Raw genomic sequence first — 20,210 nt, 5'->3', positions numbered from 1 at the left:
CAAAAAACCTTAAGCTGCGTAGGTTGGGTTTCGCAAAGCCTCAACCCAACCTACGATTCTCCTTAACTGAACCGTATTGAAATATGAATATGGTTAAAGGCTACATCTTTCGTAAGGGTTTAGCAATGCTAAACCCTTACCCACGCATTTGTAACATTATTAAAGTGAAATGGTATTACGCAGTTTTTGATCCCTTATTTTTATCTCTTTGTAAGAAATTCTGGATTGGATATACAACAAGATAAAATGAAGATTTCATGAAGCCAATTGGCTTAATATTGTGTTTTTACTATGTTATATGCAAATATCTATCTGGTGTATCCGTGTTATTGACTAGACAGTAATTCATTACTGGTTAGCAACATTTCAGTTTTGCATATCTACCCTAATTATTAGAAATCGCACACCACTTGGTTCAAGTTGCGATTCACCCGTTTGAAGCAACTAGCCTAGTTTCTGCTGACTTGTTTGGACAGCATTGACCACAAAAGCAGCAACTATTGTGCGAATTGTATTCCCCAGTCCTAAATATGTTTCAAAAAAAGTGAGATCCTGCCCATTAGATACCGATATGTGCAAATATTTGGCAGAACTGCTAGATACCTCGTCATATTGGTGTATGCAATATCTATTTTCTTTGGAGGAAGAAATTTCATGAGAACTTTGAGCATCTTTAAAACAGTATCTGCACTGGCTGCGGCTTCTGTGGTAGCAGTAATTGCTAGCGGCGGAAAAGCGTCAGCTATCACCTTTAACTTAGGTGGTCCTGCCCAACTCAATCCGGGATCTATCACTCAAAGTGGTATCCAACTGACTTCAACGGCAAGTGCAACCCCCAGGCAAAATTTTACTGTAGTAGAAGTTAATGCTTTTCGTACAAACAATGGTTTAGGAATACTAACAGATACTAATGATCCTTCTTTCGCCGATAATAATCAGATTGATGGACTTCGTGCGATTGAAACACTCACCTTGACTTTTAACCAAGCTGTAAGTCTAACATCTGTCACATTTACTAGTATTAGCAATGGGCTTCTTGGAAATGACAATTTTACTTTCTTGAACAATGGCAGTGTAGTGTTTAGCAATCAGAATATTCCTGGTGGCAACGCATCGGATACTGGCACTAGTATATTCAACAGCTTTACCCCTTCTCAAGGCACAGGCACATCTTTTGGATTCAGGGCTGGTCAAATCAATGATGACTTTTTCATCAGCAGTGTTGAGGTTACGGCTACGGCTGTTCCCGAACCAATAACGATCGCAGGGATGGCTATGGGGTCTGCATTTGGGGTAGTACTTCGTAGAAAGTACAAGAAAGCAGCAAAATTATCTGCTAAAATGAGCAGTTAATTTTTAAGATTAGGGGCGAAGCATACCACCTAAAGCACTAGATTCTTGTATTTCCAAAAATATTTGCAATACATGAATCTGCTGTAAGTAAGTAAAGCTCTATGCCCCTATCTATGTATCTCCATCAAGTATTTTGTGAGATGGTCTTATGAGGTGAATCTATTTTTTAAAATTAGACTCCCTCATTGCAGGTTACAGCTATGATGTAAGCGCTTATATTCAATTATAAAGGGTTCAGTTTTTAGCCAACCGATGGTTGATAAAAGGCGTTTCCCATGATTCGCTCCATTTTAGTATTGTTAAAAAATTTGTATTAACCAGCCTAGCCCTTTGATAGACAAGATTAAGTATCTTGCAAAAGTTATGATCAAAAACTATTCTATTGCCAAATCACTGAAAAATCCCGAATTGTGGCTATTAGGAATAGGATCATCATTGGTAGCAATTAACTTGACGCTAGCATTAAGACATAGCAATATTACGAATCTTTACATATTTTTTTTATATTTTATAACTATATATTCTTTGCTTAAAGAAAAACGCTATGACTTAACTTTAGAAAGTGGAATTATCTCTAGTTCTTTAGGTACATTGCTACTTGTATTAGTATTTATTAACAGTACACTTCAAATAAATAGTGTTGCCATATTCTTATTGCCACCTATCATGTCTGGCTTTGGTCTTGCTCTACTAGCTTCCGGCTATCAGGGACTAAAACAGTACCGAAAAGAGTTGCTAATACTAGGTTTTCTGACTATACGCAGTTTATTAATGGTGCTTCCCTATAAAATAGATATATCACTTCTAACTGCTAAATTATCTACAGCCATTCTTTGGTATACAGGTTTTCAAGTGAGTCGCTCTGGAGTTATTCTTAATCTTCCCACAGGAAGTGTAGAAGTATATTATCGCTGTGCTGGGACAGACATGATCATAGATTTGTTAAGCCTAGCAGTATTGTTTATTTTTATATTTAACCTAAGTTTGCAGCAAAAATTCCTTGTACCAATAGTAGCTGCAACATTAGGATTTATTGTCAATGGCTTTAGGGTTGCCCTCATGGCTATCTTAGTAGCACAGGGTGATAAGCAAGCATTTGAATATTGGCACCAGGGTGATGGTTCTCTGATTTTTTCCATGATTTCTACTCTATTTTTTGGCTGTTTCTGCTGGTTTTTACTCAGTAGAAATGAGCGAGAAAATCAAAATACTACAGATACTCAAGGTGATGCACTGGAAACAAACCCGGATTAAGTTTTTGGCTTTAATATTTAGCACTGGGATGTTAGTTTTGGGAAAAGTCATATTATTTCCCAACCCAGACAAACCGAAAATTAACACCTTCGTTTTTCCCGAAGAAATACCTTTAGCAAAATGGCAAGCAAGTGTGGCTAGCCCGATAAAATCTTTAACTAAAGAAAATCCAAACTTAGTGGCAGAAAAACATTATCGATATGTTAAAAATGATCTGCCTTTAGATATTGAAATGCGTTATTTACATAATCTTTATAACGTAGATATTGATGCGTATATCAAGCAGAGTTTTGCCATAAAATCCTCTGCTGTAATGCGTCAGCAAGAGGGAGTAGGCTACTACGGCGTGGGACTAGATAAACAAAAAGCCTATCTAAGTACGTGTATCAACCCACGGGGAAATAGTACCTTCACTCATACACAGTTTAGAAACAATCGCTACAAAGATATTAGCTTTGATCGAATAATGCCTATTTTACAAGGGCAGGAGGCACTTTTAGACAAACGCTGTCTATGGGTACATTTATCGATTCCTTTAGGAAATTCTTCCCCAGAAGTTGCCTACCAGGTACTAGAGCAAGCTTGGTTATCCTGGTATCAATGGTGGCAACCCCGGTTTCCCAAACCTTGAATTTAATAACTGTACACTTTGTAATTATCTTTAACTTATGTCTGAAACTAACATCCGTGAATTAGTTGAAGTAGAGTTCACAAAATTGAGTAAATCAGTAGAGACTATCCAGCCTTTACTAGAGTTAATTAATCTTTGGCGGTTAGTTGGCTACGGTCTTTTGTGGCTCGCGTTTCTAGATATCATTGAGATTTTTGTACCCCCAAACTTCATGAATCCTAATTGGGAATTTCAAACAATGGGGAAATTAGTTAGCCAAGTAGCTGTCCCATTAATGGGAGTATTGTTTGTATTTTCGGGTAAGTTGGCAAAACGAGCCAAATGGGAACCACGCATCTTAGCTTTATTATCTCATTTAACCCTGTTAGTTGGATTGTTATTTATATTACTAGTTCCTTTAGGAATACTTAACACAGTACGTTTGTATAATAGCAATATTGTCCAAATTGATACCGACTATAATCAGAAGGTGTCTCAAGCTAATCAGGTTGAACAGCAATTTAGCCGAGCTTCACCTGTAGATATAGATAATTTTCTCAAGCGTCAGGGTCGGTCATCAAATGGCAAAAATCCTGAAGAATTAAAAAACCAAGTCCTCTCAGAACTTACGCAAGCCAAGCAACAACTTAAGAAGCAAACGGAAGCAAATAAGTCTTCTACGACTCTGGCTTTACTCAAAAATTCTGTGAAATGGAATCTAGGAGCTTTAATATGTGCAGCTTTGTTTATTAGTATTTGGAAAGAAACACTCTGGGCGAGAAAGCGGTAAGCTATAGGATGATCTAACTAACTCCAGCCATTGCCGCCCAAAAAAGCTACTACCGCCAACTGGAATTAAGAGACTAGATTCTCAACCTACCATTAATACTGGCTGCCGTATTAACTTTATTGTGATTGTGGCGAGAAGTACCAGAGTCTTGAAATTAAAACCATAATTCTGGATTCGTTAATTTGTAATCAATTTCAGATGGTGTCAGATAATTTGCCGTTTTTGCCGTAGCTACGCCCATCATAGACATCGCTTGACTGATTACAGAACCAACATTGGAATTACTCAAACTAGAGATGGTTTCTGGTGTTAGATAATTTGTTATTTTCGTAATCCCTTGACTGATTACAGAACCAACATCGGAATTATTCAAGCTAGAAATGGTTTCTGGTGTTAGATATTTTGTCGCCTGTGTCTTGATGCGTAGTAGCTTGTCGTTAGACATCGCTTGACTTACCGCAGAACTAACATTAGAAATATTCAAACTAGAGATTGTCGTTTGTGTACTATTGCCTGCCGTTTCTGTGACAATTTGACGTACTTGGGCATCACTCAGGTTGGAGTTAGCACTCAGCATCAGAGCAACTACACCAGCAACGTGTGGAGCAGCCATAGACGTGCCGCTATAAGTGGCATACTGATTATTCGGAACTGATGAATAGACCTTAACTCCCGGCGCTGTGACGTAAGCAATTTCGTTCGTTCCAGAGCGGTTAGAGAAGTCGGGCATATTATTATTTCTATCTACTGCCCCAACGGCAATTCCCGACTTGTAGGCATAGCGGGCGGGATAATCTGGTAATGAGTCACCATCATTGCCTGCTGCCATGACTACAATCACTCCTTTGCTGCTGGCATAGTCAATGGCTGCCTCTAGAGTTCTATTGGAAGATGCGCCTCCTAAACTGAGGTTTATCACATTAGCTCCATTATCCACAGCGTAGCGAATACCCTTAGATATGGAATTATAGGAACCAGAGCCAGAGTCATTTAAAACTTTGACGGGCATAATCTTGGCATTATAAGCAATTCCAGTGACACCGTAGTTATTATTCTCTCCGGCGATCGTGCCGGAAACATGAGTACCATGACCGTTGTTATCTAGAGTGTTATTGTTTTTATCAGAGAAATTCCAGCCGTAATTATCATCAATATAGCCATTGCTATCATCATCTATACCGTTACCCGCAATTTCGTTGGCATTCGTCCAGATATTATTTCTTAAATCCTCGTGGTTATAGTCAACCCCAGTATCCACAACAGCAACAATAACACCATTACCTGTGTATCCCTGTGCCCAGGCTTCCGGTGCTTTAACAAGGTCTGCTCCCCAATTATTGCCACCTAAATCAGGAACATCAGTAAAGGTATTTTGACCAGTAGCTCTAGACACTGCTGCTGCTGCATTAATCAAGCCATAGCCATTGGTAGAGTTATAATTACTGATGCTAGCAGTCGTGTCACTGGTAGTTTCTGAGTCATTTTTATTTAGCAATTGTACATCAGCATCGGTTGAGTTGTAGCTACTACGTCCGCTGAAGTTTAGGCTATAGTCATTCTTTGTATTAAAGCTATCTAATGAGGAGATTGAAGAGACGTTTATCTGTTTCTCTGACAACAGATTTTTATTAACATCATTACGGAGCATAAGTATTTTTTTCTCAAAGATAGCGATCGTTTTTTTGACAGATTGAAATATTAAAACCTTTGCTAGACAAAAGTTTTAATGTGTGAATAAGCCATATTGTTAATAAGTACTATGAAATCTCATAACAAAATGCTAATTCTATTACTAAACAACATAATCAAAAGTGGAATTTTTATTAACATCTTAATTGATACAACCGATATTAAATTTGTAGTAGTGTAAGTATAAATTGGTGTATTAAAAAATTAATTGCGTTATGTATAGCAATCCTAAATGAGTTACAAATAAAAAGATCCCCGACTTCTTGAAGAAGTCGGGGATCTGAGTCTCTTAGTGGAGAGCAAATCAAATATTTTACTTCTGAGAAACCACACTTAAGGATTGTTCTATGCCAAGCTATTTCCTGCTGTAGTTGTGACTATGTTACGCACTTGAGCATCAGTTAAGCCTTTTTTAGCACTGAGCATCAGCGCAACTACACCCGCAACGTGAGGAGCTGCCATAGAAGTACCTGGAAGAGATTCATATTTATTACCAGGATATGTGGAGTAGATGCCGATACCAAAATAGCTTTCGTATGCTCCAGGAGCTGTAACGTATGCGAGTGGAGTTTTTCCAGCCCGGTGGGAGAAGTCGGTCAACGTTCTATCATAGTAGACTGCTCCCACAGCAAGTCCCCATTTGGTTGCATAGCGGGCAGGATAGTCCGGTTCTGATTTACTATCATTACCTGCTGCCATGACGACAATTACTCCTTTGCTAACAGCATATTGGATGGCTTTCTGCCGTTCACTGTCACCCGAAGGCCCACCTAAGCTCAGGTTAATGACATTGGCTCCATTGTTCACAGCATAGTAAATACCATCATTTACAGAATTACCGGAAGAACTGCCTTCTTCATCGTCTAAAACTTGGACTGGCATAATTTTGGCATTATAGGCAATACCAGTTACACCGAAGTTATTTTTTACTGCTGCAATAGTGCCAGCAACATGGGTTCCATGACCGTTTGCGTCGAAGGTGTTGTTGGTTTTGTTGATAAAGTTCCAGCCGTAAACATCATCAATGAAACCGTTGCTATCATCATCCTTGCCGTTGCCAGCAATTTCCTTTGTATTCTTCCAGATATTTGCGCTCAAGTCTGGGTGGTTGCGGTCAACCCCAGTATCCAAAACAGCGACAACAATACCCTTACCTGTGTATCCTTTCGCCCAGACTTCCGGGGCTTTAATTGCGTCGGCTCCCCAATTATCACCACCCAAGTTAGGAACATCAGCAAAGGTAGTTTGACCTAATGCTTTTACCACTGCTGCTGCTGCATTTACTAAGCCATAACCTGTAGTGGAGTTAAACCCACCACCATTAGCAGGAGTAAGAGTAAACGGTATATAAACAGCGTTATTACTTTCATTGCTTTCGGCAATATTTCCCCCACCATCGGCTTTGAACATCAGATAGTATTTACCTGCTGCAATGGTGGTATCAATAGTCCAAGATACAGACCTTGAAACCACGGCAGAAACGGCAAGACTATTGATAGGAACAGAGTCATAACCTATAGAGATATCATCATCACCACCAAGGTTTGTATCCCTGGAAAGATAAAAAGCTCCTTTATTACTACCAGCATTGCCATTACCTTGATTTTTCACCTCATAGGTAAATTCAAATTTAGTACCAATGGCTGCGCTGGTGGGAGCTGAAGCATCTGCTATTACTAAGTCTGGTGCAGTAATTTTAATTGCTTTGGCAACAACGTTGTTATTTTCATTGCTTTCCTTCAAAGACGCGTCGCCATCTGCTTTGTACAGCAGATAGTAATTACCAGGTGTAGTTTTGCTGGGAAGGGATAAGGATGTAGACTCTGAACTTACAGCAGAGGGCGCAAGGTCGTTATAGTTATTGATGTAGTCATAACCTAAATAGACATCATCATTGCTGAAGCTTGGATCTTTGGAAAGATAAAAGTATGTAGAGTTAAGACTAGTTTTGCCATTACCTTGGTTTTTGACCTGATAGCTGACTTTGATTGAAGTGCCAATGTTAGCCTTAGTAGGAGCGATCGCATTTTGTATTACTAGGTCTGGTGCAGCAATTGTAATTGCCTTGGCTGTAACATTGTTGTTTTCTTTAGTTTCAAAAATCTCACCATTGCCATCGGCTTGAAATAGCAAGTAATAGTTTCCAAAAGTAATCTTACTGCTGAGTACGAAAGAGTCAGACTCTGACTCATAGTAACCAGAACTCAATCCAGAGGAGAAATAGCTTCGGGAATAGCTTAAGTATGTGTCATCACTGCTGAGAATTTTATCCTTGGATAGATAAAAGTTGGTATGGCTAGCAACAGCGCTACCAGCACCTTGGTTTTTCACCTGATAGTCCAGTTGGATGGTACTACCAACAGATGCGGAAGTTGGAGCGATCGCATTTTGGATGATTAAATCAGCTTTGGTAATGTTAATTGTGCCAGCAACAGCGTTATTGCTTTCATTGCTTTCGACAACATTTTCATAGCCATCGGCTTGATATGCTAGATAATAGCTGCCTGCGGCGACGCTATTAGGGATGGTGAGTGTGGTTGACTCTGAGGTATAGTAACCAGATGGAATGCTAGTTACATCGTCATAGCCTAAGAATATATCTTCAGTTCCTATATTCAGATCCTTAGACAGATAAAACTTCGTGTAGCTATAACCAGCACTCGCATTCCCTTGGTTTTCGATTTGATAGCTCAGTTGAATAGTACTGCCAACAGCGGCAGAACTGGGAGCCGAAACGGTACTTTGTACTATCAGGTCTGGTTGAATAGCAAGAGCAGATGCGATCGCCTTTGACCTTGTGGGAGCCATCGCTTGAGTAGTAGCATTGTAACTTTCATTACTGTTGGCTACCCTAGTCGCCTTATCGTTACTCGCTTTTGGAGCAGAGATTTCTTCAGGAGAGTAACTACTGCGATTGATTAATGTCGATTTGTTCTCAATACCAACACTGAACAAGTTAGTGTTTTTTGTGGTATCAAAAATACTAACTTGTTCAGTGGATGCTAAAGCACTATTTTTATCATTCATTGGAAGAAAAATGTTACGATAGTTGGGACAGGAAATGAGTAGTTTCACCTGTGTATGTCGAAATAAATTTACACGGCAATGACTACTCAAACCTTGGACAGATAAGGGATTGAGCCTGGAAATTATATAGCAAGTCAAAGAGTTGCTAGGAGCCTATTTATCTCCAAAATACATAATTTCATTGTAATTATACGCTTTTGTAAAGTATAAAATATATTTTTAAATTAATACTTAAATAATTATTTATATACAAACTTGGATTGCAAGTAAAGCACACTCCAATACTTCTCGGTTAAGGGGAAAAGGGGAAGGGGAAAGGGTAAAGAAAAAACCTTTAACTTTTATCCTTTTCCCCAAACCCGATCCCGAGTTAAAAATGCAGAAGCGAGAGGTATTTAAGCACACTCTGGTATATATTTAGTGTTGTTGTTAGTGAATATTTGCGATCGCTTCTCATATTAAATCTCTACCATCTTTAGAAACCTTACTTGAGCAAATTAATCCTGATTTTGCCGTAACTCTTTTAGCACAATGTGAAAAAATTGCTCATCTAGACGGAGTAATTATGCCAAAAGAAGCTAAGGTGTTAGAAACGATCAACACAAAGTTAAACCATAATTTAGCTCAAATCAAATAACCTGAATATTACTGTTAACATTTCTTAATCAAAGGCGATCGCAACCTCTACAAAAAAGTGTGATCGCTGGCTTAAAAATTGTGTCCCTAACCCCGATTTTAACTAAATTTCATCGCTCTAGTTGCGTTAAAAATCGCTAGTAAAGCTACTCCGACATCAGCAAAAACAGCTTCCCACATTGTCGCTACACCAAAAATACCTAATCCAATAAATATACCTTTAATCGCCAATGCAAACCCAATATTTTGCCAAACAATTTGCCTTGTTTTTCTGGCGATTTGGATTGCTTCTGCCACTTTTGACGGTGCATCTGTCATGATCACAATATCGGCAGTTTCGATCGCCGCATCTGAGCCTAACCCGCCCATTGCCATACCAACATCGGCTCTAGCAATCACTGGCGCATCATTAATCCCATCCCCAACAAAGGCAACTTTACCATGCTTGCCGGCAGTGCTGATTAATTTCTCAATGGCATTAACTTTTTCTTCAGGTAATAACTCTGCTTCGTAGGCATCTATGCCAAGCTGTTGAGCAATTTGAGAGGCGATCGCTTGATTATCTCCTGTTAACATTACTGTTCTGTCTACACCCATTCGCTTGAGTGCTTGAATAGCCTCTCTAGCATCTTCTTTTAGTTCATCGGCAATGACAATATACCCAGCGTAAATATCATCCACTGCTAAATGAATAACTGTTCCTTCTACTAAGCAATTATCATGAGCAATGTTTTCTTTATGGAGTAGGCGATCGCTTCCCGCTATCACTACCTTATTTTCAACTTTGGCTTTAATTCCATAACCTGCGATCTCTTCATAATTTTTTACTTCAAATTCATCTATTTTTTCACCATAAGCTTTGCGGATAGATTGAGCGATGGGATGATTTGAGTGCGATTCTGCTTTGGCAGCTAATTGCAGTAATTCTTGTTCATTGAAGCCATTTTGCGGTACTATTTTAGCTACTTTGAACACCCCTTTGGTTAACGTTCCAGTTTTATCAAAAACAACTGTATTAACTGAATTTAAAACATCTAAAAAAGTAGAGCCTTTAACTAAAATACCACGTCTAGCTGCACTTCCCACACCTCCAAAATAACCTAATGGAATACTGATAACCAGTCCACATGGACAGGAGATAACTAATAAAATTAGGGCCCGATAAAGCCATTCTGAAGAAGTTGCGCCAGAAATAAATAAAGGAGGTAATAAAGCAACTGCTAGAGATGTAAAAACTACTATTGGTGTGTAATATCGGGCAAATTTAGTAATAAATTTTTCTGTTTCTGCTTTTTTACTTTTGGCATTCTGCACTAAGTCTAAAATCTTAGCAATGGAAGATTCATCAAAAAGCTTTGTGACTTTAATGCTGAGAACACCCATTTTATTGATCATCCCCGCCAAAACTGTTTCTCCTAGCCTCACCGTTCGCGGCACAGATTCTCCAGTTAGTGCAGATGTATCAACTTGCGAATTCCCATCTATAATTTCCCCATCTAAGGGAATCTTTTCTCCAGGTTTGACAATAATAATATCTCCAATATTTACTGTCTTTGGGGATACTTTTTTGATTTCTCCCTCTGTTTGGATATTGGCATAGTCTGGGCGGACTTCTAATAATGCTTTGATGGAATTACGTGAACGACTAACGGCAATATCTTGGAACAATTCCCCAATTTTATAAAATAACATGACTCCGACAGCTTCGGGTAATTTATGAATTGCGATCGCCCCTAGTGTCGCTACTGTCATCAAAAATGTTTCATCAAATACTCTACCTCTGAAAATATTGCGCCCAGCAGTTTTTAAAACACTCCATCCACTTAATAAATAGGCAGGAATGAAAAGCAGATATTCACCTATCGAGTAAAATGTATTGTGTAATTGATTTTCAAAAATTACACCAGGCGCATATAAACTTAAAATCATCACCAAGGGCAATACCTCATTTTTCAGATTGAATTCTCCACCGTGGTTGTGGTCATGGTTATGATTATCATGATTATGAACATGGTTATGATTATCGTGATGATCAGGTTCACAGTTGCAACAACCTGAAGATTCTGAATGTAGTTTCTGCTTCATTTTATCTGTTGAGGCTAGTAAGTTATTTGATATATGAGCCTTTATTCAAATGTAATGAAAAAAAGAAGTTTTTACAAGTTGATAATTTAAGAACGAGAATCTATATCAATACAAAATTTAGGTTTATTGTTGAATTTTTCTACTAAGTTTTAGTGAATATTAAGATTTATAAATCAGATCATTTCAGTCTGCGTGTCAACTTCGGGTTATGGGTACTTTATGAGATAGCGATCGCCGCTTGTGACTTAGCGGAAGTTTTAGGAAGTGCGATCATCGCGCTGTATATGTATAACAGCCCTAAATGTAAAGGCTTTCGCTATACAGAAGCTTTCGTAATCTTGTTAGTAGCATCAGTTATGTATTTCTTCCTTTTCTCTATGTCCAGCCAGTTTATTTATACTCGCCTAATTTGTAATCAAACTGGGTAAATATGGAACTTTCTTGGGTAATAAGTGTCAATCAAGCTATTCTCAGTAAAAATTCACTTGAAGTTTGAAAGTGAATCGAATATCCTAATCTAGATAGGCAATTCTTTCAAGGAAATCATGAACAAAAAAATTATCCTAAATTTGCTTTCCACTTCTTCCGTTTTTGTGTCGCTGATGTCTACGCTGGCAGTATTTCATCCTGCCCATGCTAGTAGTACTCAACGATTAATGCACACACAAGACGGTCGTACCTGTATCAGTAACCCACATGGTGGAAAAGATTTTGTGTGCATTCGAGATTCAGAGGGAAAGCAACCGTATACCTCTACACGTTCCTCAAGTATTGTCACATCAGTATCAGATCGGAATATTGCCATGTTGAATTTTACTGACGAGGAAAGTGATGCTGCAATTAAGTTATTTGACTGTGACTGTCCATTATGTGTAAACTCTTTGCGTCAATTGCGAGGTACTGGAAACTTGGTGTATTAAGATTAAAAAAAGCTGATAACGACTATAGCTTCTGTTAGATAGACGTGATTAATCACGTATAGAAGATATACGAAACCAAAAAAGCATTTTTAACTAAGTACCACTACTATTATTTGGTCAAATGTAAATTCATTATTGGGGCAATTCATGAATTGCCCCTACAAACGCCTCTAATTAATGTTGACGAAAAAGACGTAAAGAAATTATCAAATACTCTCTATGCGTCTCCATGTCAGAGCGTCCTGTTCATTCAACTACCTCATTCACAGGGAATCTATCAATCAACTGCATTGCCCGATAGGCATTACGCTGGAAAGAGTCTGGCAAATGGGGAACGTGGGGTATTTGCGATAATAAATCCAACGTCCGCCGTAAAATTCTCACTACATCGCCTTCATCTAAGGTGGTGTTTTCGCAGAGTTCTATCCACTCCATTCCCAGCGCCCATTGTTCTACGATCGCAATTAACTCAAATTCCAACCATATAGGCAGCGCTACGTTATACCGCCGTTGTAGTTGGAACATTTGGCGGCGAATTCCCTGCAATTTTTTTAAGGCTTCTGCCACTTCATTACTAAGCTCAAAGTTAACCTTGCTATCTGGACGGGGCGTTTCCATCACCAAACCGGCGGCGGCGGCGGCTAAATGATGCGGATCTAAGTTGCCCAATTCACCACTAGCAAATACTAAACCCAGCCACAATTCATTTTCCCCTCGAATCGCGGCAGCAATTCGCCCTAATACTGTGGGGACTAAGTTATCTAAACCGCCAAAGTGTTGCAGAATTGCGATTAAATTGAGAAACTCTTCCCAATGACGTTGTGACTGTTGCTCTACTTGCCCTTGCAACTGTTCGAGTTCGGCTTCTAGTTCGACATAGCGGGCCCGGCGCTTGAAAAGGGTTGCAGCATTGCCTGATTCATGTAGGGGATGAGTTTCTAATTGCTCTTGGACGGCGGTAAGGCGACTGAGTTGTTCCGCTACTTCTGGTGCCAGATGCAAAGATTCTATCGGATCGGGAATACGTGCAGCGATCGCAAATGTTTCTTCATTACCACGGCGCGACTGTCCAGGTTTCAAGGGCATCTCAGGTGGTGGTAGCACATCAGGCGACACCTCAACTCGCGGCAGTTCGGCATACAAATCGACTACATCCCCTGTGGTTGCTACATACCAACGGTTATCATGTCCCAAGCATACCAAGTAAGGAGCTTGACCAGAACCAGCCGATTTTCCCACTAACACTGCGGTTACAGGGGAAGACACTGTGATATTTTTGCCCTTGAGACTCAACAGAGTTCCTGACACTGCAAAGTCCAACATCATCCCTAACTCTTCTTGTCGGTCTGACTGTGCTTGCTCTTGCAGGGTTTTCAATATCTGGCGTTCCACTTTCAGGCGTTGCCGCAATTTTTCATAAACAGCTAGTTCATTTTCATCAACTGCGGCGATTTGCTCATGTAATTGTGCTAATTGTGTTTGCAGTTCGGCAACCTCATCATATTCTGGTCTTAAATGCAAGGTGGCCATATACTGCCCAAAGCTGCGCTCTATGAGTTCCCTGGTTTGCTCTAGGGTGTGGGTTTGCAGCAAGTTGAGTACCATGCCATAACTAGGCGTAAACTGGCTTACTAGGGGGTCTGGCTTGGATGTTCCCAAATACGCGGCTTCTTTGGCTCCTTCAAAGGGAGTTTGGACTGTCACCACATGACCTTGTTTATCCATCCCCCGGCGGCCTGCCCGTCCCGCCATTTGCAGAAATTCGGAAGCGTTCAACAGGCGGTGTCCGGTGTCGGTACGCTTGGAAAGGGTAGAAATTACCGTTGTCCGCGCAGGCATATTAATTCCCGCTGCTAGTGTCTCAGTGGCGAATACGACTTTAATCAGCCCCTGCTGAAATAGTTCTTCTACCAGGGCTTTCCACGCAGGCAGAATCCCGGCGTGGTGGGCAGCAATTCCCCGATACAGTGGTGCAATTTGCCCAGAACGCCCTGCTTCGGGATTACGGGCTAAAAAATCATCAATCTGTTCCCGTAAAATTTGGGATTCTTCACTATTCACCAGCCATAAATCACCCACTTCTGCCACCGCTTTATCACATCCCCGGCGGCTGAAGATAAAGTAAATTGCTGGTAGCATATCCCGTTGCTCTAACTGACTCAAGGTATAAATGATACCAGGAGCCTCTGGTCTACCATTTCTTCCCCTTTCCCTTTCTCCCCCTCTCCCTTTCTCCTTCTTCTTTTGAAGGCGGGGGTTAATTTTGGTTTTGCTATCATTCAGCAGGGGAAATAACCCTTTGGGATTGCAAAAGTGAAATTCCAAGGGGACTGGGCGAAAATCGGAGTAAATCAGGTCAGTTGGGCCGTGAACGCGATTTAGCCAGTCGGTGAGTTGATCACTGTTGGCAACGGTTGCTGAGAGGGCTGCTAATTGAACTTCACGAGGACAATAGATGATTGATTCTTCCCAAACTGTCCCACGTTGGCGATCGTTCATGTAGTGACACTCGTCAAGTATCACGGCTTCAACGTCTACTAATGAGATGCCGATTTGCCCAATGGGTGTGCCATAGAGCATATTTCGGAAAATTTCTGTAGTCATTACCAAAATCGGTGCATCTCTGTGGATGGAAGCATCTCCAGTTAACAGCCCGACTTGATCAAAACCGAATTTTTCTCGAAAGTCACGTAATTTTTGATTCGATAGTGCCTTTAGGGGAGTAGTATAAAATACACGTTTTCCTCGTGCGAGGGCGCGATAAATCGCGTATTCTCCGACTAATGTTTTGCCCGAACCTGTGGGCGCACATACGACTACGGAGCGTCCGGCGTTTAGGGACGCGATCGCTTCTTTTTGGAACTGATCGAGTTCAAAGGGAAATATTGATCCAAGATCAAGTTCTGGAGACGGCGCAGGATAATTCACTCAATCACATTTGCAACCAGATTGTTTACTATACTAACGTTGGGAATAGGGCATTGGGCATTGGGCATTGCTTATTCCCCCTGTACATCTTATCCCCCCCATGCCCTATGCCCCATTTGTTATTTTCCCATTTCTTGCGATCGCTCTGTGGCAGCTTTGACTGCTTCAATTAAAGCTGAACGAAATCCTGCCTGTTCTAGCTTGGCAATTCCGGCAATGGTTGTACCACCGGGACTGGTAACGCGATCTTTGAGTTCGGCTGGGTGCATTTTGGTTTCTTGCAACAGTTTCGCTGTTCCCAGTACGGTTTGCAAAGCTAGTTGATTGGCAATTGCTCTAGGTAAACCTGCCGCTACTCCGCCATCAGCAAGTGCTTCTACCAAGAGCGCCACGTAAGCTGGCCCGCTACCAGATAGCCCTGTGACTGCATCCATCAGCGCTTCTGATACTTCCACTACTTCCCCCACAGCCGAAAAAACTTGCTGTGCTATTTGGTGATGCTTGGGGCTAGTGTATGCACCTGAACAAATCGCGGTAATTCCCGCTCCCACAGTTGCGGGTGTATTGGGCATTGCTCTAATAACTGGCGAGCGCACAAATGCAGCTTCTAGCTGACTTAAAGTTACACCCGCTAAGATGGAAATGATCAATGGTGAGTGTTCTAGATTAAGAATATCAATATCTGCTAATTCTTGAGCGATCGCGCTAAACACCTGCGGTTTCACGGCCAAAAACACAACTTCTTTTGCTTGGGTGAAAACCTGACTGTTGTCTGTCGTCACAACAACATCGTATTGCTGTTTTAAAAAATCTAGGCGTGAAGATAATGGTTCGCTAACTATGACTTCTGATGATTGATAAATTCCACGGGTGATTAGGCGGGATAATAGCGATTCTCCCATTACCCCACCACCAATTAAGCCAAATTTTATAGTCATTGCTTATATAGTCAATAATCAATAGCCAAGAGTCAAAAACTTTCTATCCTGAATTTTTGACTCTAGACTTTTGACTAATTTAACTTTATTGTGCCATCCGGTTAGTTTCGTTGCCCCAGGCTTGGTTTGAAGTACCTGTAGAACCTGTAGGACGAGAGGGACGTACTGGCGGTTGCGGTACTTCATGAAGAACGCCGCCTTGGGTGCTAACTTGCACACAGCTTGGCGTAAACAAGAAGATGCTCTCACCAATGCGTTCTTGATGTCCATCTAGTGCGTAAGTACCACCTGCAACAAAATCTACTGCTCGTTGAGCTTGATCTGGGTCCATAATTGTCAGATTTAATACTACTGACTTACGTTCTCGCAACGCTTGAATTGCCTGGGGCATTTCTTCAAAGGTGCGTGGTTCGAGTACTAAAACTTCCGAAATTCCGTTAATTGCTCCTGGCATACCAATCACATTCCCCATTGGCTTTGAACCTGCTGCTAGATCATCTTCCATTGTAGGCACTGGTTCCCGCCAGCGGCGATTTTGAGCGCCCGTAGTCTCTTGTGGTGCTGGTTGGGGATTTTCTTGCTGATACAGATTTTGATAATTATTATCTCTACCTGGCTCTTCTTCGTAATACTCGTATTCCACTTGCTCATTTAGACCCACAAAGTCTCTGAGTTTGGAAAATATATTGTTCATTGCGTGTGTACTCTCCTGGTGCGAATAGCCTGTATTGACTTGGCTTAGGATTGATTGAACTTAGAAGCAATCGCTACATAGGTGGATACTTCAGCAAGTGTTTTGCTATTTGTAGCCTATACTACGGGTTTTGGCGATGAACCTACACTTTTTGGAAGGTCTGTGCATCGCCTAAACATAATTAATGAGTAAAGATTATATCCTAAGGTGTGTCCGAAGGAAAGTTCTTTATACCCCATTTTCCCTTGGCGATTGCTCTTGTCAATACTATATCCTTTGTTTCTAATTGCACCAGTCTGTTACAAAATTGTTGTCATCAAATCCTTAGCTCTATTAATACTGCACCCCAAGGTTAATAATTAATCGGCTAAGGGCGATCGCCAAACAATATGGTTCCTAATCGTACCATCGTAGCACCTGCTTGCACTGCCAGTTCGTAGTCGCCTGACATACCCATAGACAGATGCTGCATTTTAATATGCGACCAGTTTTGCTCTTGGATTTCTTTCCCCAGTTCCCGATTGAGATTAAACACACTTAAAATTTCAGAATTATTTAATCCTGAAGGCGGAATTGTCATCAAACCTTGAATTTGTAAATTTTTGTATTGATTGAGTGCGGGTAAATCAGCTAAAAGTTCTGGCACACTCCAACCGGACTTATTGGGATCGGGGACAATTTTCACTTGCAGACAAACCTTTGGACTCACTCCTAGCTGTTGCGCCAATTGGTCTAAACGCTGTGCCAGCTTCAAATTATCGACGGAGTGAATCCATTGGAATTGTTCAATAGCTTTTTTAGCTTTATTGCTTTGCAAATGTCCAATAAAGTGCCAGTTAATATCCGGTAAGTCTTGCAACTCATCTTGTTTACTGGCGGCTTCTTGGATACGACTCTCCGCAAAATCACGAATTCCTGCGGCATAGGCAGACCGAATGGCCTGGGCAGAAACTTGCTTGCTAACAGCAATCAATTTGACTGAAGTTGGCAGTGAGGAGCGAATGGTAACAATACGTTCGGAAATCGAACTATTCATTGGAAGGTGCGTTGGAAAACACTCTGAAGCTGATCGTACTCCTGAGATTGTCCACTGCGCCGCAGGGTACGTAAGCGATTTTCCAACATCATTCTCGCCTCAGTACGTCCTATAGGCTGGAATTTAACACCTTTAATGTCATTTGCTACCAAAAAAAACAAGCGTTGAGCATAAAGTGTGGTGAACAGATCCTGGTTCTCATCAACCATACAGATCTTGTAGAGTAAACCCCAAGTTGGATGGTTTATGTAAGTTTCTGCGTTTTCTGAATTCATTTAAGAGTCAAGGTGGGAGTATATATATCTTTTCGCAGCTAATTCCAAACATTCAGACGATAATAACTTCCTTTCGCCAGAATATTTGCTTAAAATGCGAACTGCGGTGACGAAGACCTTGATCTAGTTCCTAATGGGCAGATGAAGCTAGTGGTAGTGAGGCGGAACTTGTCGAAAGTTCGATGTGGCAAGGGAAAACACCCGATAAAGTTCCCAACGGCAACAGCCAACTTTCTAACCATCTTTCCATACTGCCACAACTGTAGCTGAATGGCGCAAAATTGCAACTGGGAAGTAGGGCAGATGAATTAATAACCAATGCCCAATGCCCTAATTAATTATTTAGCATTTTCAGTGCAGCCAGTTGTGCCTGGGCTTTGTGCAGAGATTCATACCATTCTTTTTCAGGATCGCTGTCTGCGACAATTCCAGCACCAACTTGTCCCCAGACGATGTTTTGTGGGGGGTGCTGAGTGAGGAATTCTCCACCTGCTTGAGATGCGGGAGCTAGTAACAGGGTACGAATTAAGATATTTAAGTCTAAATGACCGCGCCTATCTAAATAGCCGCAGGAACCGTAGAACAAGCTGCGCCGTAAGGGTTCTAATTCTTCAATAATTTCCATACAACGGACTTTGGGACAACCTGTGATTGTGCCACCGGGGAACGTGGCACGAATCAAATCAATGGTAGTGTATTCGCCTTTTAAAGTACCTTTGATGTTGCTGACAAGATGCATCACATGGCTATATCGCTCAATTACCAGCAATTCGTCAACAGCAACAGTTCCCCATTCACAAACTCGCCCTAAATCATTGCGTTCTAAGTCCACCAGCATGATGTGTTCTGCACGTTCTTTAGTGTTGCTGAGTAAATCTTGCGCCAGTTTAATATCTTGTTCTGGGGTTGCGCCACGCGATCGCGTCCCAGCGATCGGTCTAGTTTGGGCTTGTCGATTTTGCAACAGTATCAACCGTTCTGGTGAACAGCTCATTATCTCTCCCCAAGGCGATCGCCAATAGCTGGCAAAAGGAGAAGGATTGATTTTTTGCAACGCTTGATAAATTTCCCAACCAGAAGCCGATGTAGACGCTTGAAATCGCAACGAAAGATTTGCCTGAAAGATGTCTCCAGCTTGAATATATTTTTTCACCTGGTTTACAGCTGTTTCATAATCTGCTTGCGATGTCAAAAAGAGAGGCGGGGAAGAAGATACGGCGAAATTCCTCTGTTTGTCTTCTGCTTCGTCTTTCCTTGCTAACTTCTTCTCTAACTCATCGAGTCCACTGGGATCACTTGCAGCTAGCCAAAGAATTTGTTCTGCGTGATCCAAAACGGCAAAACAATCTGGCTCATACCAAAAAGCTATAGGAAACGGCAGGGGATCAATTTTATTACGGGGTAACTGTTCAATTTCCCAGGCTACATCGTAGCCTAGCCAACCCAACCAACCGCCGATGAAGGGGAGGGAGGCGGGGGGAGATTCTACTTCGTCTCCCTTGTCCCCTTGCTGCAACAACTTTTCCAGGAAAGGGAGAACCTCTCCTACTTCTGGTGTCCACATCTGTAGGATGCCATCAACTATGCGAGGAGCGCCTGCACAGATAGAATATCGGCTGAGTTGGGGATGATCGATTGGCGTTGGGTAAGGACTTTCTAGTAGAGTAGCAATTCCCGGCACGGTGGTGGGGCGAAATAGGACAGCAAAAACTTCTGAACCTGTGCGTTTTTCTAAGGGTAGCGATCGCCAATACCAAGCCTTAGTCATATCTGTTTACAAGGGTTGTCAGTTTTCAGTAGGGAGTACAAATAATTAGCGCAGCGTTAGCGAGTCTGAGAGGATGAATGAACAAGTCATGATTGATGTATCAAATGTTGTTACCTCACCCTAACCCTCCCCTTTCTAAGGGGAGGGAACCGGATTTTTTTATTGTTTCCCCCCTTTATAAGGGGGGATTAAGGGGGGTAATAATTC

The 20,210-nt window shown here is 41.2% G+C and carries 16 protein-coding genes; 6 read left to right on the top strand and 10 right to left on the bottom strand.

The window, feature by feature from the left end; all coding sequences use genetic code 11:
* Positions 1-654: 654 nt before the first annotated feature.
* From ACEW80_RS05840 to ACEW80_RS05825, 4 genes are all read left to right on the top strand, one after another.
* Positions 655-1,353, top strand: coding sequence for a PEP-CTERM sorting domain-containing protein (locus ACEW80_RS05840; protein WP_373525689.1), 699 nt, complete (start codon positions 655-657; stop codon positions 1,351-1,353).
* A 330-nt stretch (positions 1,354-1,683) separates the two neighbouring features.
* Positions 1,684-2,607, top strand: coding sequence for a cyanoexosortase A (gene crtA, locus ACEW80_RS05835; protein WP_373525688.1), 924 nt, complete (start codon positions 1,684-1,686; stop codon positions 2,605-2,607).
* Entirely contained in the window at positions 2,582-3,238 is a 657-nt protein-coding gene (locus ACEW80_RS05830) for a cyanoexosortase A system-associated protein (RefSeq protein ID WP_373525687.1), read from the top strand. Before crtA ends, ACEW80_RS05830 begins: the two co-directional genes overlap by 26 nt.
* Positions 3,239-3,275: 37 nt before the next feature.
* Entirely contained in the window at positions 3,276-4,007 is a 732-nt protein-coding gene (locus ACEW80_RS05825) for an HpsJ family protein (RefSeq protein WP_373525686.1), read from the top strand.
* A gap of 154 nt (positions 4,008-4,161) precedes the next feature.
* Here ACEW80_RS05825 and ACEW80_RS05820 read toward each other — a convergent pair whose 3' ends face one another.
* From ACEW80_RS05820 to ACEW80_RS05810, 3 genes are all read right to left on the bottom strand, one after another.
* On the bottom strand, positions 4,162-5,655 hold the full coding sequence (locus ACEW80_RS05820; protein WP_373525685.1) for a S8 family peptidase: 1,494 nt from the start codon (positions 5,653-5,655) through the stop codon (positions 4,162-4,164).
* A 386-nt stretch (positions 5,656-6,041) separates the two neighbouring features.
* On the bottom strand, positions 6,042-8,723 hold the full coding sequence (locus ACEW80_RS05815) for a CARDB domain-containing protein (RefSeq protein ID WP_373525684.1): 2,682 nt from the start codon (positions 8,721-8,723) through the stop codon (positions 6,042-6,044).
* Between the two features lie 735 nt (positions 8,724-9,458).
* Complete coding sequence (locus tag ACEW80_RS05810) at positions 9,459-11,444, bottom strand: heavy metal translocating P-type ATPase (protein ID WP_373525683.1); 1,986 nt, start codon at positions 11,442-11,444, stop codon at positions 9,459-9,461.
* 152 nt (positions 11,445-11,596) lie between these two features.
* Here ACEW80_RS05810 and ACEW80_RS05805 point away from each other — a divergent pair, with 152 nt between their 5' ends.
* Together ACEW80_RS05805 and ACEW80_RS05800 are read left to right on the top strand one after the other, a co-directional pair.
* Positions 11,597-11,872, top strand: coding sequence for a hypothetical protein (locus ACEW80_RS05805; RefSeq protein WP_373525682.1), 276 nt, complete (start codon positions 11,597-11,599; stop codon positions 11,870-11,872).
* A gap of 117 nt (positions 11,873-11,989) precedes the next feature.
* On the top strand, positions 11,990-12,364 hold the full coding sequence (locus tag ACEW80_RS05800; protein ID WP_373525681.1) for a hypothetical protein: 375 nt from the start codon (positions 11,990-11,992) through the stop codon (positions 12,362-12,364).
* 246 nt (positions 12,365-12,610) lie between these two features.
* Here the strand turns inward: ACEW80_RS05800 and ACEW80_RS05795 are convergent, their stop codons facing one another.
* From ACEW80_RS05795 to ACEW80_RS05765, 7 genes are all read right to left on the bottom strand, one after another.
* Positions 12,611-15,292, bottom strand: a complete 2,682-nt coding sequence (locus tag ACEW80_RS05795) for a DEAD/DEAH box helicase (RefSeq protein ID WP_373525680.1) — start codon at positions 15,290-15,292, stop codon at positions 12,611-12,613.
* Positions 15,293-15,411: 119 nt separating this feature from the next.
* Positions 15,412-16,230 carry a pyrroline-5-carboxylate reductase gene (gene proC, locus ACEW80_RS05790; RefSeq protein WP_373525679.1) on the bottom strand — a complete coding sequence of 273 codons (819 nt, stop codon included), beginning with the start codon at positions 16,228-16,230 and terminating at the stop codon, positions 15,412-15,414.
* Positions 16,231-16,315: 85 nt separating this feature from the next.
* Positions 16,316-16,924: a cell division protein SepF gene (locus ACEW80_RS05785; protein ID WP_373525678.1), complete on the bottom strand. Its 609-nt coding sequence runs from the start codon at positions 16,922-16,924 to the stop codon at positions 16,316-16,318.
* A gap of 367 nt (positions 16,925-17,291) precedes the next feature.
* Entirely contained in the window at positions 17,292-17,960 is a 669-nt protein-coding gene (locus tag ACEW80_RS05780) for a YggS family pyridoxal phosphate-dependent enzyme (RefSeq protein WP_373525677.1), read from the bottom strand.
* Positions 17,957-18,235, bottom strand: coding sequence for a transcriptional coactivator PipX (pipX, locus tag ACEW80_RS05775; RefSeq protein WP_373525676.1), 279 nt, complete (start codon positions 18,233-18,235; stop codon positions 17,957-17,959). The genes ACEW80_RS05780 and pipX overlap by 4 nt, the downstream gene beginning before the upstream one ends.
* Before the next feature lie 130 nt (positions 18,236-18,365).
* Positions 18,366-18,554, bottom strand: a complete 189-nt coding sequence (locus ACEW80_RS05770) for a hypothetical protein (protein ID WP_373525675.1) — start codon at positions 18,552-18,554, stop codon at positions 18,366-18,368.
* A 15-nt stretch (positions 18,555-18,569) separates the two neighbouring features.
* Positions 18,570-20,003: an anthranilate synthase component I gene (locus ACEW80_RS05765; protein ID WP_373525674.1), complete on the bottom strand. Its 1,434-nt coding sequence runs from the start codon at positions 20,001-20,003 to the stop codon at positions 18,570-18,572.
* Positions 20,004-20,210: the final 207 nt, after the last annotated feature.

The organism is Nostoc sp. (assembly GCF_041747015.1).
In the GTDB taxonomy this organism is placed as follows: Bacteria; Cyanobacteriota; Cyanobacteriia; order Cyanobacteriales; family Nostocaceae; genus Nostoc.
Note: the sequence above shows the minus strand (reverse complement) of the source record. Positions and strands in the feature narration are given on the sequence as shown.

Excerpts from the sequence above, each read along its gene's own strand:
- ACEW80_RS05840 (WP_373525689.1), top strand. The coding sequence starts at position 655 with ATGAGAACTTTGAGCATCTTTAAAACAGTATCTGCACTGGCTGCGGCT.
- ACEW80_RS05830 (WP_373525687.1), top strand. The coding sequence starts at position 2,582 with ATGCACTGGAAACAAACCCGGATTAAGTTTTTGGCTTTAATATTTAGC.
- ACEW80_RS05825 (WP_373525686.1), top strand. The coding sequence starts at position 3,276 with ATGTCTGAAACTAACATCCGTGAATTAGTTGAAGTAGAGTTCACAAAA.
- ACEW80_RS05820 (WP_373525685.1), bottom strand. The coding sequence starts at position 5,655 with ATGCTCCGTAATGATGTTAATAAAAATCTGTTGTCAGAGAAACAGATA.
- ACEW80_RS05815 (WP_373525684.1), bottom strand. The coding sequence starts at position 8,723 with ATGAATGATAAAAATAGTGCTTTAGCATCCACTGAACAAGTTAGTATT.
- ACEW80_RS05810 (WP_373525683.1), bottom strand. The coding sequence starts at position 11,444 with ATGAAGCAGAAACTACATTCAGAATCTTCAGGTTGTTGCAACTGTGAA.
- ACEW80_RS05800 (WP_373525681.1), top strand. The coding sequence starts at position 11,990 with ATGAACAAAAAAATTATCCTAAATTTGCTTTCCACTTCTTCCGTTTTT.
- proC (WP_373525679.1), bottom strand. The coding sequence starts at position 16,230 with ATGACTATAAAATTTGGCTTAATTGGTGGTGGGGTAATGGGAGAATCG.
- ACEW80_RS05785 (WP_373525678.1), bottom strand. The coding sequence starts at position 16,924 with ATGAACAATATATTTTCCAAACTCAGAGACTTTGTGGGTCTAAATGAG.
- ACEW80_RS05780 (WP_373525677.1), bottom strand. The coding sequence starts at position 17,960 with ATGAATAGTTCGATTTCCGAACGTATTGTTACCATTCGCTCCTCACTG.
- pipX (WP_373525676.1), bottom strand. The coding sequence starts at position 18,235 with ATGAATTCAGAAAACGCAGAAACTTACATAAACCATCCAACTTGGGGT.
- ACEW80_RS05765 (WP_373525674.1), bottom strand. The coding sequence starts at position 20,003 with ATGACTAAGGCTTGGTATTGGCGATCGCTACCCTTAGAAAAACGCACA.